6 protein-coding genes are annotated in these 15,620 nt (G+C 71.6%); 5 read left to right on the plus strand and 1 reads right to left on the minus strand.

The genetic code is table 11. The annotated features are described in order from the left end of the window. Window positions 1-188: 188 nt before the first annotated feature. The 3 genes from BLU95_RS01075 (at window position 189) to BLU95_RS01085 (ending at window position 2,315) form a co-directional block, all read left to right on the plus strand. Window positions 189-1,043, plus strand: a complete 855-nt coding sequence (locus BLU95_RS01075; RefSeq protein WP_093858224.1) for a uridine kinase family protein — start codon at window positions 189-191, stop codon at window positions 1,041-1,043. 352 nt (window positions 1,044-1,395) lie between these two features. Beyond that, window positions 1,396-2,004: a hypothetical protein gene (locus BLU95_RS01080; RefSeq protein WP_093858225.1), complete on the plus strand. Its 609-nt coding sequence runs from the start codon at window positions 1,396-1,398 to the stop codon at window positions 2,002-2,004. Between the two features lie 113 nt (window positions 2,005-2,117). Then, complete coding sequence (locus tag BLU95_RS01085) at window positions 2,118-2,315, plus strand: hypothetical protein (protein ID WP_093858226.1); 198 nt, start codon at window positions 2,118-2,120, stop codon at window positions 2,313-2,315. 186 nt (window positions 2,316-2,501) lie between these two features. Here the strand turns inward: BLU95_RS01085 and BLU95_RS42010 are convergent, their stop codons facing one another. Further along, complete coding sequence (locus BLU95_RS42010) at window positions 2,502-8,900, minus strand: RHS repeat domain-containing protein (protein ID WP_159424694.1); 6,399 nt, start codon at window positions 8,898-8,900, stop codon at window positions 2,502-2,504. A gap of 729 nt (window positions 8,901-9,629) precedes the next feature. Between BLU95_RS42010 and BLU95_RS44900 the strand changes: the two genes are divergently transcribed. Together BLU95_RS44900 and BLU95_RS01105 are read left to right on the plus strand one after the other, a co-directional pair. Continuing rightward, complete coding sequence (locus BLU95_RS44900) at window positions 9,630-14,324, plus strand: FG-GAP-like repeat-containing protein (protein ID WP_159424695.1); 4,695 nt, start codon at window positions 9,630-9,632, stop codon at window positions 14,322-14,324. Between the two features lie 339 nt (window positions 14,325-14,663). Continuing rightward, window positions 14,664-15,095, plus strand: coding sequence for a hypothetical protein (locus tag BLU95_RS01105; RefSeq protein WP_093858230.1), 432 nt, complete (start codon window positions 14,664-14,666; stop codon window positions 15,093-15,095). Window positions 15,096-15,620: the final 525 nt, after the last annotated feature.

A 15,620-nucleotide genomic window follows, 5' to 3' on the forward strand; every position in this document is an offset into this window, starting at 1 on the left:
TGGCCCGCCGGACTCCGGTGGATGTGCCGGGACAGCCAGGCGACGCCTCACCCGCGACGCCGTCGCCCAACGCCTGGCCATCCACGTCCGAGCCGCTGCCGAAGCCTGCCCGACCCTGCTCCACAAGCGCGTCCACCCGCACGTCCTACGCTTGTCCTTGCCCTGCACGCCGCCTTTGAGGAGTTCCCATGTTCGAAAACATCCGGGGCCTTTCTCCGGAGCATGCCGCACGACTTACCCACCTGGTCGAGCAGTGCGAGCCGTTGCTCGACCGGGACGAGGGCATGGAGCGTGCCCAGCGGCTGCTGCGAGACCTCGGGGTCGAAGTCATGGACTCGATCATCGTTACCCGGGGACTCCTGGGAGCCGGCCCCGGCGACCTGGGGGAAGCGAAGCGGATCGTGCTGTCGAGCGCCGCGCGGACCACCGAGCTGTCGTCGCATCAGCAACTCACGGACGTGGTCGAGCAGGCGAGGGACGTTGCCGACGGCCTCCTGAACCTGGCGCGGACCCAGGAGGCCACCACCAGAATCATCGCCATCGACGGCACCGGGGGATCAGGTAAAACGACACTGGCTGCCGCAGTGGCCCTGAACCTCGACGGCGCCGTCATCGTCCACGTCGACGACTTCTACCGTCCGATGCCCGACCACGAGCGGGAGCAACTCGACGCGGAACAGGGCTACCACCGCTACTTCGACTGGGAACGCCTCCGGGACCAAGTCCTGATCCCGCTACGGGACCGCCAGGCCGCCCGCTACCAGATCTACGACTGGACCACCGGACAACTCGGAGCCTGGCGCGAGATCGCCCCTGGAACCGTGGTCATCGTCGAAGGGGTCTACTCCACCCGCCCGGAGCTGGCCCGTTACTACCACTTCACCACCTACGTCGACACCCCGCGAGACGTCTGCCTGCAGCGCGTGCGGGCAAGGGGAGAGAATCCCGAGGCGTGGATCGAACGTTGGCGCGCCGCCGAGGACTACTACCTGCACACCACATGGCCACAGTCCCGAGCCAAGCTCCTTGTCAGTGGCTGCTGACAGCGGGAAGAGTGCATTCCGATCGGGCTGCTCGGCCCGCACGCGGCGCTGGACAAGGTGTTGTAGGGACGGCGGGACCTGGGGTGTTCGGGCGGCACCACCGCCCGGGCACGGCGGCGCCCCGGGCCCGGGCCCGGGCGGCCACTGTCGGTCCGCCGCCACCGCACCCTCGGCCGCTGACCGTGCTCCGGTCGACGCCGTCCGGGGCGGTCGCGGGCCGTCAGATGCAGTCGGATGACTGATGCCCACCACGCGCCGGTCGGCGAAAGTCGGGGGTGCCGGGTGATGACCGGTGGCGGGCGCGCGAGCGTGGCCGTCTGTTCGTCGACGTACGGGAACGAGGAATACCAGGATGACGATCGCTCAGCGGCTCGCCGGGGAATGGAAGACGGTCGTGGCCGCGGGGGTTCTGGCCCTCGCCGTCACTGGTGGCGTGGCCGCGCCGGCCGGCGCCGCGACCCAGGTGGGTTCGGCGGCGGAAAGCCGGAGCAGCGGGAACCAGGACCTGGCCGGCGCCGTGCAGCCGGGAGAGCCGGCGCACCCCCGGGACCACCCGGGCGGGCGTCCGCTGATCAAGCACCACTGGGTCGTTCGGCTCCAGTACGCCGCCGTGCAGGCCCTGAACCAGCGGAGCAACTACAGCTGGCAGCGCAACTACAAGGACTGGACCGTCGCCGTCGTCGGCAACAACATCCAGGGCAAGGAGGTCACCGTCTACACCAAGATCACCAACCTGTTCTACGGCGAAGGCGGCGTCATCGGTGCCGGCACCGCTCCGACCTCACAGGTGGCGATCGCACACAACACCATCGTGGCCCAGGGCAACGTCAACATCGTCACCGAGATCGTGAACGTCCACGTCATCAGCCCCAAGTGGGAGGACGTCTTCAGCGGCCAGTGCCGCGCCCAGGAGGACCTCCGCAACGCGGTCAAGGACCAGCTCGCCTGCACCCTGGGCTGAAACGAGAACGACGGGAAACCGGTCCGGCCGGCCGGTCACCGCACCGGCCGGTCTCCTCGACTCGACCCCGCAGGGGATCCTGGTGTTCGGCTGCCGGTGACCATGGTGACCAAGTGCTCACCAAGGGCATCGAGGCCGCCGCCAGCAACGACAAGGACGCGGGCGCACGCGCCCAGGCGGCCCTGCAGACCGCCACCGAACATGCGGAGAAGACGGCCAAGATCGCGGCCGACACCGTCGTCAAGGCCGCACCGGGCAGCTGCGGCGAGACGGTGAAGGCGGCGGCACGAGCAGCGAAGACGGCAACCTGACCGCCCTCGGCGGCAAGCTGAACCAGCACACCAAGGCCGGCTCTCCGGCCGCCGGCGGGGCCGCGGCCACCGCCTGATCAGCGCAGCCGGCGGGCCCGGACCATCACCGGGCCCGCCGGCCGACTCCGGCCCCGAAGAAGGTCGGGGCTCGCCGACGGCCGGCCTCGATCACCGAGCCGGGCCGGGTCAGCCTCCTCCGGCGTACGGGCCCCGGTTGACCGACACGCGGCCGGACATGTCGATGGTGGCCGTCCAGAAGTAGTACTGCCGCACCGTGGCTCCGGCCTGGCCCTGCGGGGCGTCCGGAAGAAAGTGCGTCAGTGAACTCACACTGGTGTCGTTGGTTGCGGCGAACGCCACGGTGGTGGTGGAGTTCGGCCCGCCGGGGCCCTCGATCAGCTGGTACACGAGGTCGTACGATCCGAAGAACGCCTTGGGCATCTCGGTGCCCACTCTGCCCCCGGTCATCATCCCCGCCAGGTCCTTGCCGATGTTGAAAAAGGAGTCGTGGTAGCTGCCGTCGCCGCCCATGATGTCCGGCCGGGCGTACCGGTCTCGTTCCATGGTCATCATCACGTGCCACATGATGTCGACGTTGTCGTCGAGCCCGGCGAATGCCGTGGTCAGTGTGTCGTTGCCGTCGAACACCATCCCGCTGTCGTCACCGATCGCCCAGTTGTACAGGACATCCGTCCAGTCCCGGTCCGATCCGCTCAGCTCCCACATCTCGGAGCAGGCAGCCACGGTTCCCCTGGACCCGCTACCGTGTTCGCAGGAGCCCGGATCGGTGCGGGCCAGGACGTAGTCCCTCAACTGCACCGCGAGGTTGTAACGTGCGCCCTTCTTGTCCGTTCCGTTGTCGAACCTCGCGATCAGCGACTCCAGGCCCTTCCCACAGGCGCTGGAGCATTTCGTCCCCGGCTTCGCGGGAGCGTCCCTCGGCCCCTGTGAGGGCTGGTACTTGGGCTCGTCGCCGTCCTCCCCGGTGTCGTGGGTGCACGGGCTGGTGGCGTCGCTCGGGTTCTCCCAAGCGACGCAGACGAGCCCGGTGGGGTCGCCGAAGGAGACCGGGTTCGCGTTCGCGTAGGTGTAACCGTGCAACTGCCCGGGACTCGACTCGTCCATCACCGGGTCGACACTGAGGAACCGGCCGAGCGCCGGATCGTATTCACGGGCCCCGATGTGAGTGAGACCAGTGCTGTCCTGCGGTTTGCCGAGGAAGCCCTTGTCGTTGGGCCAGGTGGCGGGCTGGACGCCACGTGGCGCGCCGTACGGTGTCTTCCTGCGGCGGGTGACCTGCTGGTTGGCACCGTCGATGGTGGTCGTCGCCGTGCCCTGACGGTCGGTCGTCTGGAAGACGACCGTGGTGCCGCCGCCGGGCTTGCCGGTGCGCACAGCCACGACGGTGCCGTTGTGGGTGTAGGTGCGGGTGCCGAGGACCTCGGTGGAAACCTTGTCCCAGGTCAGTTCGGTCTCCCCGAGGTAGAGGGTGACCAGGTTGGCGTCCTTGCGCAGGAGCCGGTTCCCGTCGGCGTCGTAGAGGTAGCCGGAGCCGTCGGTGCTCCCGGCCGGCTTGTCCGTGGCGAGGTGACCTTGGGCGTCCCAGATAAGGGTCCGGTCGAAGGTGGTGCCGCTCCCGGTCGCGGTCCGGCGGGCGGTGTTGCCGGCCGCGTCGTAGGCGTAGGTCTCGGTGCGCCGCCCTGCGGGGCCGGTCTCGTCCACACCGGTGGTCCGGTGGCCGGCGTTGGTGTAGGTGCGGACGGTGTCGGCGACGCCCAGGCCGTGGCGGGTCTCGCCGGTGCGGTTGCCGCTGTCGTCGAAGCGGTAACTGGTCCAGTAGGCCTCGGGGCCGCCGACGTTCGACGCCGGCCCACCGGTGGTGGCGGGCCCGGCGCAGCGGTCGGTCGCGGTCCATGCCTCCGTCATGCGACGGAGCGCGTCATAGGTGTAGCACTGGGTGTCCGTCAGGACGGGACCGGCGCCGGCCTGCTGTTGCTCGGCGATACCTGTGACGTTGCCCACGGCGTCGTAGCTGTAGTGGGTGGCGGTGAGGTCGACGGGCGCCAGGTCGCGTTTGACCGCGGTGTCGGTCAGTCGCCGGGTGTGCGGGTCGTAGGCGAAACGCTGGTAGACGCGTCGGCCGGTGATGGACGAGTCGATGCCACTGACCGAGCCGTAGTTGTCGTAGGTGGTGTTCTGGACGTAGGGAAGGGTTCCACCGGTGCTCAGGGGCAGCCCGAGGAGGTTCTCGTAGCCGAAGCCGAGGGTCTCGGCGGCGAACGGCCCGGCGGCCGGAAGGGTGGTACTCCGCGGTTTGCCGGTCTGCGGGTCGTAGTCGTACGTCCAGGAGTAGGTGCCCGCGAGACGGCCTTCGGCGGCGGGTACGGAGACCCGGCGTCCGGTGGGCCGGTAGCGGTCGTCGTAGCCCGTGATCGTGGTGGTGTAGGGCTGTCCGTCGACGAAGCGGGTGGACGAGGTGGGCTGACCTTCGGCGATGCTGTCGAAGGTCCACGCGGCCAGCGTGGTGGCGCCGTTCCTCACTGCGGTGGTTCGGCCGAGGGCGTCGTAGTCGGTGGTGAGGGTGACACCGGTCGGTCCGGTGACCGTCACCGGGCGGTCGAGTCCGTCGTAGGTCGTGCTGCTGGTGCCCCGGTCCGGATCGACGGTCGCGATCCGGCGCCCCCTGACGTCGTAGCTGTAGTGCCAGGTGTTGTCGCCGGGCGCCGTCATCCGGGTGAGGAGTCCACGGTCCTGGTACGCGTACGAGGTGGTGGTCCAGGCGGTGCGCGCCGTGTTGGTGTACTGGCGCAGTTCGGTGGTATTGCCGCGCGCGTCCGTGATCGTGGTGGTGGCGGTGCCGCCGTTCGGCGGGAGGACGGTGGTGCGGTCGCCGCCGTAGAGGGTGGTGGTGCGGGTCACCTCCTGGTTGAGATACTTGGAGACGACCGCGGTCGGGCGACCGGCGCCGTCGTACTCGGTGACCCGCTGGTTCACCACGCCGTACGGGTCGCCCGTGACAAGCCTCGGTTCCGGCGGCCCAGTGGTCCAGTAGGGGTTGAACTCTCGAGTGGTCCACCCGTGGGTGTCGTAGAAGGTCTCCGTGATCAGTCGGCCGCCGAAGGTCACGGTCTGGGTCTGCCGGGCCCGCAGGAACGAGTCGAGCACGGTGTAGCCGGTCTGATAGGCACCCGTGTGCATGAGGGTCTTCGTGGTCACCACGGTCGGCGCACCGGCGTTCAGCCGGTAGTCGTACTGCACGCTGGGGTAGGACTCGTGACCGGCCTTGGGCCAGCCGGGTGACCAGGACCGGACGAGGCGGCCGAGGGCGTCGTACACCGAGTCGGTCCGTTTGCCGTTGGGGTCCACGGTCGCGGTGGTGAGGCCGCGGCGCGGGTCGAACTCGCTGGTGACGGTGTGGCCGAGCGGATTGGTGACCACGCTGCTCGCCGCGGCTTCGCCCTGCGCCGGTGTGTAGGCGGTGCTGGTGGTGGCACCGGCGGCGTTGGTCATGGACGTCGCACGACCGTAGAGGTCGTATCCGACCGTGGTGACCGGGGCGTAGCCGGATCCGTCGCCCTTGATCTGCTCGGTCGCGGTGAGCAGTCCGCGGGTCGGTGGCGTGCCCGCCGCGCCGCCGTCGTAGGCGCTGCGGTTGTCGGCGACGACGTCGCGCGGCCTGACCGGGGTGTTGGCGCACCCCGTGGCGACGGTTTCGACGCGGGACGGGAGGCCGAGCAGGTTGGCCGCGGTGTTGCGGGCGTACTCGGTGCGGGTGCAGCGGTCGTCGGTGGAGACGGCGAGGTCGCCGGCGTCGTCGACCGCGGTGACCATCCCGTAGGCGTCGTAGGTCGTGGTGGTCCCGGTGCGGCGCCAGGTGCCGCCGTCGACGAGGGTGCGGGTGGCGGTGCGGGCGGTGCCGGAGTAGCGGGAGACGAGGTCGGGGAGGCCCGGTCGGGTGCGGGTGGCGGTGGGGCCGGACTGCCAGGGGGTGTTGGTGGTGGCGCTGACGAGGGGGCCGCCGTCGCCGAGGTAGCTGCGGGTTTCGCGGGCCGTGCCCTGGAAGGCGGTGTCGTCGTCGACGGTGTTGCCCTCCGAGTCGACGACCTTGGCGCCGGGGATGCCGCGCAGGTAGACGGTCTCGGCGAGGGTGCGCGGGTCGTTGCCGGCGCCAGTGCGGGTCTGGACGGTGGCATAGCCGCGGTACTCGGACCAGGTGCGGTGTTCGGGCTTGGCGAGTTCGTCGGTGGACTTCGTCCAGGCGGGTCCGCCGAGGTAGGTGTAGTCGGTGACCTTCGCCGGGGAGCCGCCGGTGTTGTCCTCCTCGCGGACCTGGGTGACCACGTACTTGTGGAACCAGTCGAGGGTCGGCTTGGCGTCGGAGGGTTTCTGCCAGAAGACCGGGTAGCAGCGGCGGTTGTTGGTCTCGGGGGCCGGGAGGTCGGTGGTGGTGCAGTCCTGCGCGGAGTAGACGGCGGCGACGGTCGCGCCGGTCTCGGTGGTGATGCTGTTGACGCGGCGGCGCAGGAAGGGTGGTGCGCCGTCGCCGGTGCCGTCGACGCGGTTGGGGAGCTGGATGCCGTTGAAGGTGACCGGGGGGAGGGTGATCGGGCTGCCGGTGCCGGCGGTGCCGGTGCGGGTGATGGCCTCCAGCCAGAGCGGGAACTCCTTGGCGGTGTCGCCGGTGGGCGGGAAGGTCTGGGTGAGGGTCCAGGTGTCGACGTCCTTGAGGCTGCCGCCCACCAGGACCTTGGTGGTGATGCCGGTGAGGCGCTTGCGGGTCCAGAAGGAGGGCGAGAACTGGCCCTTGCACTCCTTGCCGTCGGCGCAGTCGAGGTCGAAGGGGACGTCGGGCCACCAGCGGGTGGTGTCCTTGGAGGGGTCGGGGTCGGTCTTCAACTCCCCCGGGGCGCAAGTGATCCTGGCCGCGGTGTCGGGTACGCACCGTTCGGTCACGGTGAAGTCGACCCGGGCGGCGGGGGTGGCGTAGACGGCGTCGGCGCGCAGGCCGTACTCCATCCGCAGCGGGTGGCCGCCGCGTACGTAGGAGGTGGCGGTGGAGGCGCCGGTGGTGAGGTTGCCGTTGCGGCCGTAGTTGTTGGTCTCCTTGGCGTAGTAGACCGTCATGGCGTTGCCGCGCGGGTCGACGACGTGGTCGAGGTTCCACCGCCAGGCCTGCTGGCACCAGGAGGCGGCGTGGTTGCCGGGTTTGTTGCAGTCCTCGCCGGGGTTGTTGCCGAAGACGGGGACGGTCCACGCCGAGTTGGTCTCGTCCTTGCCGGCGGTCCAGCCGGGCAGTCGGTTGAGGCCGAAGAAGTACTGCACGCCCTTGGCGTCGGTGACCTTCCAGTACTCGCCGTCGTTGTCGCCGTTCGCGGCGCCGGTGAGCCGCTCCACCTTCGCGGCGGTGTCGTTGACGGGGTGCCAGCTGCCGTCGGCGGCGCGGACGAGTTCGGCGGTGGTGCCGTTGAGGGAGAGGGTGGCGTTGTCGGTGTACCAGCAGAGGTCGCCGCTCCTGGTGGTGTTGGTGGCGGTGCCGCCCATGTCGTCGGAGCAGGTGCGGTAGCGGCGTTCGACGAAGTTCTCGGCGAACGACCAGCCGTCGCCGACCCAGTTGGACTGGTTGTTGCTGACCGAGGTGCGACCGTCGACGGACTGCGAGGAGTAGGACAGCGCGAGGTCGGGTCGCGGGCCGCCGAACACCTCGGGTGTGGGGACGGGGTACGTCCAGGCGAACCCGCCCGCCGAACTGCCGCCGGTCCACGAGCCGGAGGGGGCGAGGCCGGTGGCCTTGAAGTCGCCGCTCGCGCCCGCGGCCTGCGGCTCCGCCGCCAGCACCGCCGGTGCGGCCGCTACGGGGGACCGCGTGTCGGACGGGGCCGCTTCGAGCGGCTGGGTCGCGGGCGCGCCGGTCGGCAGGTCGGTCTGCGTGCCGGTCCGCGCCTCGGTCAGGGTGCCGGGCAGCTGCGCGGTCACGGTCGCGGCCCCGGCGTCGTTGACCGAGGCGAGGTCGGTGCGGACCTGGCAGGCCGGGACCTCGGGGGTGGTGAGGACGCAGGCGGGGAGCCGCACCAGTCGCAGCCGGGAGCCCCAGCCCGCGCCGCCCGCCCCGGCGATCGACCGGTAGTCGACCCGCACCGAGAGCGGACTGCCGCCGAGCGTGCCGGTGTCCACCGTGAGGAGCAGGCCGCTGACGCCGGCGGCGCGGGCCTTCCCGGCGTCCAGCACCTTCACCCGCACCGAGGGGGTCGTCCGCCGTTCCGTGGTGCTGTCGGGTACGCCCGGTCCGGCGTCGAGCGAGAGCTGCACGGGCAGCCCGCCCACCGCCGCGAAGCGGCCCGGGCCGGTGGGGCCGGTGCGGCCGGCCGTGAGGTCGACCGCGGCTTCCGCCTCCTGCGGCCAGGCGACGGCGGGCGGTGGCGTCACGGTCTCGGTGTCGGCCGGCAGGGGCTTCGGTACGACCGGCCGCACCCGGGCCGGAGCCGCGGCCGGACCGACGGCGCCGGGCGGTGACGGCTTCGCGGCGAACGCCGCGGTCGGGCCGAGCAGCCCCGTGAGCAGCAGCCCGGCCAAGCCGGACACGGTCACCAGTCGCAGGGGGTCTCTTCCCCTGCGCGGTAACGGCATTGGAGTGCGGTTGTCCCTGAACGCGAATGCCACGGCGGTTCCCCCGTCCCGGTCATGCCCCGCCCCCGCATGACACATCGCTGTGGGACCGTGCGAACGGAGCACTCGAAGATCAGCAATGCACCGTCAATTCTCGCCGGGTGTGGCGCTGCGTCAATCGGGCGTCGCCCCAGCGGCATTGAGGACTCGGACAAGGGGCATGATGTGCACCACATCGCAACGCGCCGTTTTGTCGATGTCTGGACCATGACATCCGGAGCGGCACGAACGGCGCGTTATACCGCACTTACGTGCGGACGAATCGGGGGCGAAGGGTGCATCCGACCCACCTGCCGGCCGGCGCCGGATCCGGAGGCCGTCCGACCGCTCCCGATGCGTGACCCTCGTCACACCGCGACCCCGGGCCGGTGCACGCTAGTCTCCGAACTCCCGCAGCGCCCAAGGCTCTTCACGCAGTCGCGCGCGGGGACCGGGGCGCTCATGGCCCGGACCCTGGAGGTCGCCTTGACCGCCCGTACCCCGCGCAAGGAGCGAACGCGCCACCGCTGGAGGCCGGTCGCCCTGGCCGTCGCAGCAGCCGTGGTGACAGCCGTTCCCGTCCACTTACCGACGGCCGCCGCCGCGCCGGTGACGGCAACGGCACCGGTAGCGCCCGCGGTGAGCGTCGCCGGTGCCCCGAACGACCCGGAGGTGAGAGCCACCCGCGCCGAGGCTTCGGCGCAGGCCCGGCTCGCCGGTCGCAGGATCGAGGTCGGCTCCGCCCGGACCGAGTACACCCAGGTGTTCGCGAACCCCTCGGGCACCTTCACCGTAGAACAGGCCTTCCAGCCGCAGCGGGTGAAGGTCGACGGCAAGTGGACCGCCATCGACCCGACGCTCCGGTTCGCCCCGGACGGAAGCGTTCGGCCCGTGGCCACACCGCTCGGCATGAGCTTCTCGGGCGGCAGGCCCGGACAGGCGCTCGCCGAGTTGGACCGGGCCGGGCGCGGCCTCGCGTTCTCCTGGGACGTCCCGCTCCCGGTCCCGACGCTCGCCGGCCCGGTGGCGACGTACGCGAACGTGCTCCCGGACGTCGACCTGGTCGTCACCGCGCACGCCGAGGAGTTCTCCGAGGTCCTGGTCGTCAGGACGGCGGAGGCGGCCCGGAACCCGAAGCTCGGGCAGCTGACGTTCACCACCAAGGGCACCGGAGTGACCGTCCGCACCGAGGGCGACGGCACGCTCCGGGCCGCGGACTCCACCGGCAAGGAGTTCTTCACCGGCTCCCAGCCGCTCATGTGGGACTCCCGGGCGAAGGCCGCGACGAAGCGCTCCACCGCGCCGGGAGCCGCGCCGGAGGCCGTGCCCGACGCCGCGCCGGAAGCCTCGCCGCCGCCCGGCGCTGCGCCCGCCGACGCGCCCCTGGAGGCCCGCCCGATGACGGCCACCGTCTCCGGCGCCGGCGACGACACCAGGCTCACGATCACCCCCGAGCAGTCGCTGCTCACCGCGCCGGACACGGTGTTCCCCGTGGTGATCGACCCGACCTTCCCCGGCCGGCTGCAAAACTGGACGACCGCGTACAAGCCCACGCCCAACACCGGGTACTGGAACGGCGCGGGCTTCAACGAGGGCGACGGCAACAGCTGGACCTCCGTTGCCCGGGTCGGCCACGAGACCGACACCAACGGCACCGCCCGCTCCTTCTTCGAACTGGACACCACGAACCTGTGGGACGCCAACATCATCGGATCGACGTTCCGCCTACGAGCCACCCACAGCTGGTCCTGCACCGCGAAGCCGATCACGCTCTACGACACGCCCAAGATCAGCCCGTCCACCAACTGGAACAACTCGGCCGGCTGGTGGGGCTATCCGGTCTCCACCGCGAAGACCGGAGCGGGCGGCGGCGCGGACTGCCCCGGCGGTGACGTCGAGTGGGACACCACCGGCCCGGCCCGGCTCGCCGCCGGCAACCACTGGTACAACTGGTCGCTCGGCCTGCGCGCGAACGACGAGAGCACCGCCTACTCGTGGACGAAGTTCCAGGCTTCCAGCGCGATCCTGTCCACGGAGGCGAACTACCCTCCGGAGACGCCGGACTGGCTGTCCACGGACCCGGGGACCAGCTGCGACGGCTCCGTCGTCCTCGGCGACGCCCCGGCGGTCCGGCTGCGCGCCCGCGGCCAGGACCGCGACGGCGGCACCGTCAAGCTGTACTTCCGGCTCTACCCGACGGGCGGCCCGGTCCGGGACGCCGGGATGGTGGCGGTCTCGGCCGGGAACGTCGGGACGCTCGACGTGCCGACCCGGGACCTGCCCACCGGCGAGTACACCTGGGACGTGGTGGCGTTCGACGACGCGGCATGGTCCGGGTGGTCCCCGTCGTGCCGCTTCGGCATCGACCGCTCCAGGCCCTCCAAACCACCGGTGGTGACCTCCACCGCCTACGGCCCCGACCCGGCCCGGACCGGGCCCGCCCGCGGCACCGGTCCGTTCACCTTCACCGCCAACGGGGTGAACGACGTCGCCCGGTACGAGTACTGGACGGAATGGGACCCCGACCACCGGGCGGTCGACGCCCCGTGCGCGGGCTGCGACCGCGGCATCGACCTCCGGATCCCCAACCCCGGACCGCACACCCTGTCCGTCCGCAGCAAGGACCGGGCGGGCAACTACTCGGACGTCACGACCTACGACTTCTGGGCCAGGGGCAGCGGCACGGTCGACGCACCGGGCGACCTCGACGGCGACGGAAAGGTGGACGTCCTCACGACGGACCCGGACGGCCGCCTCCTGTTCTACCCGGGCACCGGCACCGGCCTCGGCACACCCGCCCGCGCCTCCCGGTACACCGACACCCTCCCCAACAACGCCACCGCCTGGAAGGGCAACCTCCTCACCAGCCGCGGCGACTGGAACGGCGACGGCTACGCCGACGCCCTCGTGCGCCGCACCGATCCGACCACGGGCACGGTCGAGATGTACCTGCACCCCGGACTCGGCGACGGACGCGTCTGCGTGGACAAGGAGTGCTCCGGCTACCAGCCGATGCCCGTCCGCGACGACACCAACCGGGCCCGGATCGCGGCCGCCACGGACCTGCTCGCCGTCGACAACGCCACCGGCGACGACACCGGCCTCGGCTCCGGCTACCCGGACCTGCTCGTGCTCTCCGGCGGCGAACTGTGGCTCTACCAGGGCGACGGCTCGGGCACGTTGGACGCCGCGGGCCGGAGCCCGGTGCTGCTCGGCTCGGGCTGGGCCGACACCACCCTCAGCACACCCGGTGATCTGACCGGCGACGGCCGGCCCGAGGTGTGGGCACGGAAGGGGACCACGGGATCGCTCACCCAGTACTCGCTCACCACCGCGGGCAGCACCCTCGTGCTCGGCCCCGGCACCGCCGTCGGCGGTACTTTCCGGACCGCCGCTCAGCCGCTGCTGGGCAGCGGCGGCGACCTCACCGGCGACGGCAAACCGGACCTGTGGGCCCGCGGCGCCGACAAGCACCTGTCCCTGTACCCCGGGACCGGCACGGGCCCCGGCGGCGGATTCGGCGCCGCCGTGCCGCTCGCCGACAGCGTCAGCCTGTGGACCGACTGCCAGAGCTTCTCCGGACGGAGTGTCTGCGGACCGATCCTCGACAAGTACCTCGCCCTCGGCGGACCGACCGGGCCGCTTCGCAACCCTGTGACCGGCACCACCGTCACCCCCGACGGGATCGGCCGCTACGTACACTTCCGATCCGGCGCGGCCGACGACGGCGGCGGCTCGGCCGGCTCCGTCTACTGGTCGCCCGACACCGGCGCCCACTTCGTCAACGGCAACATCCGCAACAAGTGGGCCGAACTCGGATGGGAGCAGAGCTACCTGGGATACCCCACCACGGACGAGCTCAACATCGGCGGCCTGGACACCTCGTGGATCTCGACCTTCGCCGGCGCGCCCGGCATGACGCCCGGAGCGATCACCTTCACCGGCTCGGCGGGCACCCACGAGATGCACGGTGCCATCTACCAGCGCTACCTCGCCCTCGGCGGGCACAACGTCGTCGGGTTCCCCACGACGGACGAGACGGCGACCCCGGTCAAGCCCGGACGGTACAACCACTTCGTCCTGCCCTCGGGCGGCACCGAACCGTACCTGTCGATCTACTGGAGCCCGGAGACCGGCGCGCACGAGGTGCACGGCGACATCCGCGCCAAGTGGTCCCGACTGGGTTGGGAGAACAGCTACCTGGGCTTCCCGACCAGTGACGAGTTCACCGTCGCCGCCGGGCGCCGCTCCAGCTTCACCGGCGGCTACATCCGCTGGAACGGCGTCGCGGGCGGCTCGACCGACTACCACGGCGGTGACGAACGCCCGATGGCCCGCACCAATGTGGCCGGCGACTTCAACGGCGACGGACGCGACGACGTCGCCACCTTCGTCGACTACGGCACCTGCGCCATGGGCATCTGGACGTTCACCACCGGCCCCGACGGCAAACCCGCGAACCCGGTCGAGCGCAAGAGCTGGCCCAAGGACTGGTGGTGCTACGGCAGCGCCAAGTACCTGGCGGGAGACTTCAACGGCGACGGACGCGACGACCTGGCCGCCCTGTACGGCTACGGGGACGGCCGGGTGAAGATCTTCACCTGGTTCAGCCGGTCGGACGGTTCCTTCGACGAGCAACTGGGCCGCGACGTACCGCCCGGCAACTGGAGCTGGAACGCGATCAAGCCGGTCACCGGCGACTTCAACGGTGACCACCGCGACGACATCGCCTTCCTGTACGACTTCGGCAACTGCGACTCCGGCCTGTTCACCCTCTACGGCCAGACCAGCGGCAGCTTCGCCACCGAACTCGCGAGCTACCGCTCCGGCGCGGGCAACTGGTGCGCGGTGTCCTCCACCCTGCTGGCCGGTGACTTCGACAAGGACGGCCGCAGCGACATCGGCGTCATGTACGACTACGGCAACGGCAACGCCCGGCTGCTCACATTCCGCGCCCGCCCCGACGGCGGATTCAACGCCGCGTCCATCGCCTGGACCGGCGCCCCGAACGACTGGTGGCCCGAGCGCGCGAAGTACGCCGCCGGTGACTTCAACGGCGACGGCTACGCCGACATCGGCGCCGTCTACAGCTACCCCGACGGCCGCGTCCGCTTCTTCACCTTCACCGGCCGGCCCGACGGCACGGTCAGCGGCTTCACCGGCGGCTGGGACATCCCGCCCGGCAACTGGGACTGGAACGCGCTCACCCTCACCGGAGGCAAGTACGACGGCGACAACCGTGCCGACCTGACGTTCATGTACGACTACGGCGACACCCGCTTCAGCCTCGCCGTCGTCCCCGGCCGCCCCGACGGCACGTTCACCGGCAACCTGCCCGGCTGGGAGACCGCGGCCGGCCTCTGGTAGCCGCCGCCCACCCCGCCTGAACGGCCACCGGTCGCCCAGGGGCAGTGGCCGGCCCCGGCCGGGCATCCAGCCGATGCCGACCGGGGCCGGCGTGCTCGGGCCGGCAGGGCGGGCGGGAACGCGACCGCTCGTTGGACCACCCCGGCAGGAACTCCCGGCGGAAGCCGCCTCGGCGGCGGGCGCGGCGGCCGGCACCGCACCCGGCCCGCCGCCCCGCCGGACAGTTCTCACCGAAACACCCGTCACATCCCGTCCCATCCGATAGACATGGCCTGTCCCAGGCGATCCAGCCGGCGTGACGACACGTCCGGCCGCCTTCCCGAGACCGAGGGAACACCCGTGGCCGACACCACTGCCCCGCCCACCGAGCCGCTGCACTACGCGGTCGACCTCACCCCGGCCGATGTCCGGGCCATCCACGCCTTCCTGCGCGAGCAGATCCGCCCCCTGGAGGGGGACGCCGCGTTCGGCAGCGCGGAACAGCGCGCCGCACGGGCACTGTCCAGTCTCGTGCGCACCGCGACCGCCCGCGCCGAGGCCACGCTCCAGCGCCTGACCGACGCCCCCGAGGACCGGCACCGCACCGACAACCTGAACAGCCTGCGCCAGAGCTGGCAGTCCCTGGTGGAAGCCGCCGAGGAATGGGCCGACACCCCGGGCTTCGACCGCCGCCGCTGGCGCGAGGTCGACGCCGACCCCGCCGCCGCGGCCCTGCGCCACCGCCTGGTCGCCAAACAGCGGGCGGAATCCTCCGCCGACGCGAAGGCCTGACCCGCCACCGCCGTGCCGCCACCGCCCCCCGGCCCTGCCGGACGGGGGCGGCACCGGCCGGTGAACGGGCCCCGCCCGGAGGACGGAAGGAACCCCCGCACGCCCCGGCGGCTCGACCACCCCGGGCCGGGACCGCCCCGCGAACACCGGGGAGCGAGACCTGTCGTGCGGGTCGGACAAGGAATCGCCCCCCGCGCGTCCTCCCCGTCCCCGCCCGCCCCACCCGGCGACAGCCGGACAGCCGGACCGCGATGAGAGCACCCCGTCGGACCGCGTTCGACCTCGCGGTACGGCCACTCCCTCGCGGCCGCACCGACGGACGACTCCGGCCCCGCCGCGGTACGCGACAACGGCCCGGCCCCACACCACCGGCGGTCCCGCACCACAGGCAGGCGCGGGACACCTCCCGGGCACAGACTCTCGCCCCCCCCGCACCCGGACCCACCCCCCGCACGCCGCGACACCACCGGCGAGCACCACCCCACCGAACCCACCACCGCCCGGCACCTGGTCATCCCGACCCCC

The organism is Streptomyces sp. TLI_053 (assembly GCF_900105395.1).
Lineage (GTDB): Bacteria > Actinomycetota > Actinomycetes > Streptomycetales > Streptomycetaceae > Kitasatospora.

What these genes read in the sequence shown, in the direction of transcription:
- BLU95_RS01075 (WP_093858224.1), top strand. Translation starts at nt 189, where the DNA reads ATGTTCGAAAACATCCGGGGCCTTTCTCCGGAGCATGCCGCACGACTT.
- BLU95_RS01080 (WP_093858225.1), top strand. Translation starts at nt 1,396, where the DNA reads ATGACGATCGCTCAGCGGCTCGCCGGGGAATGGAAGACGGTCGTGGCC.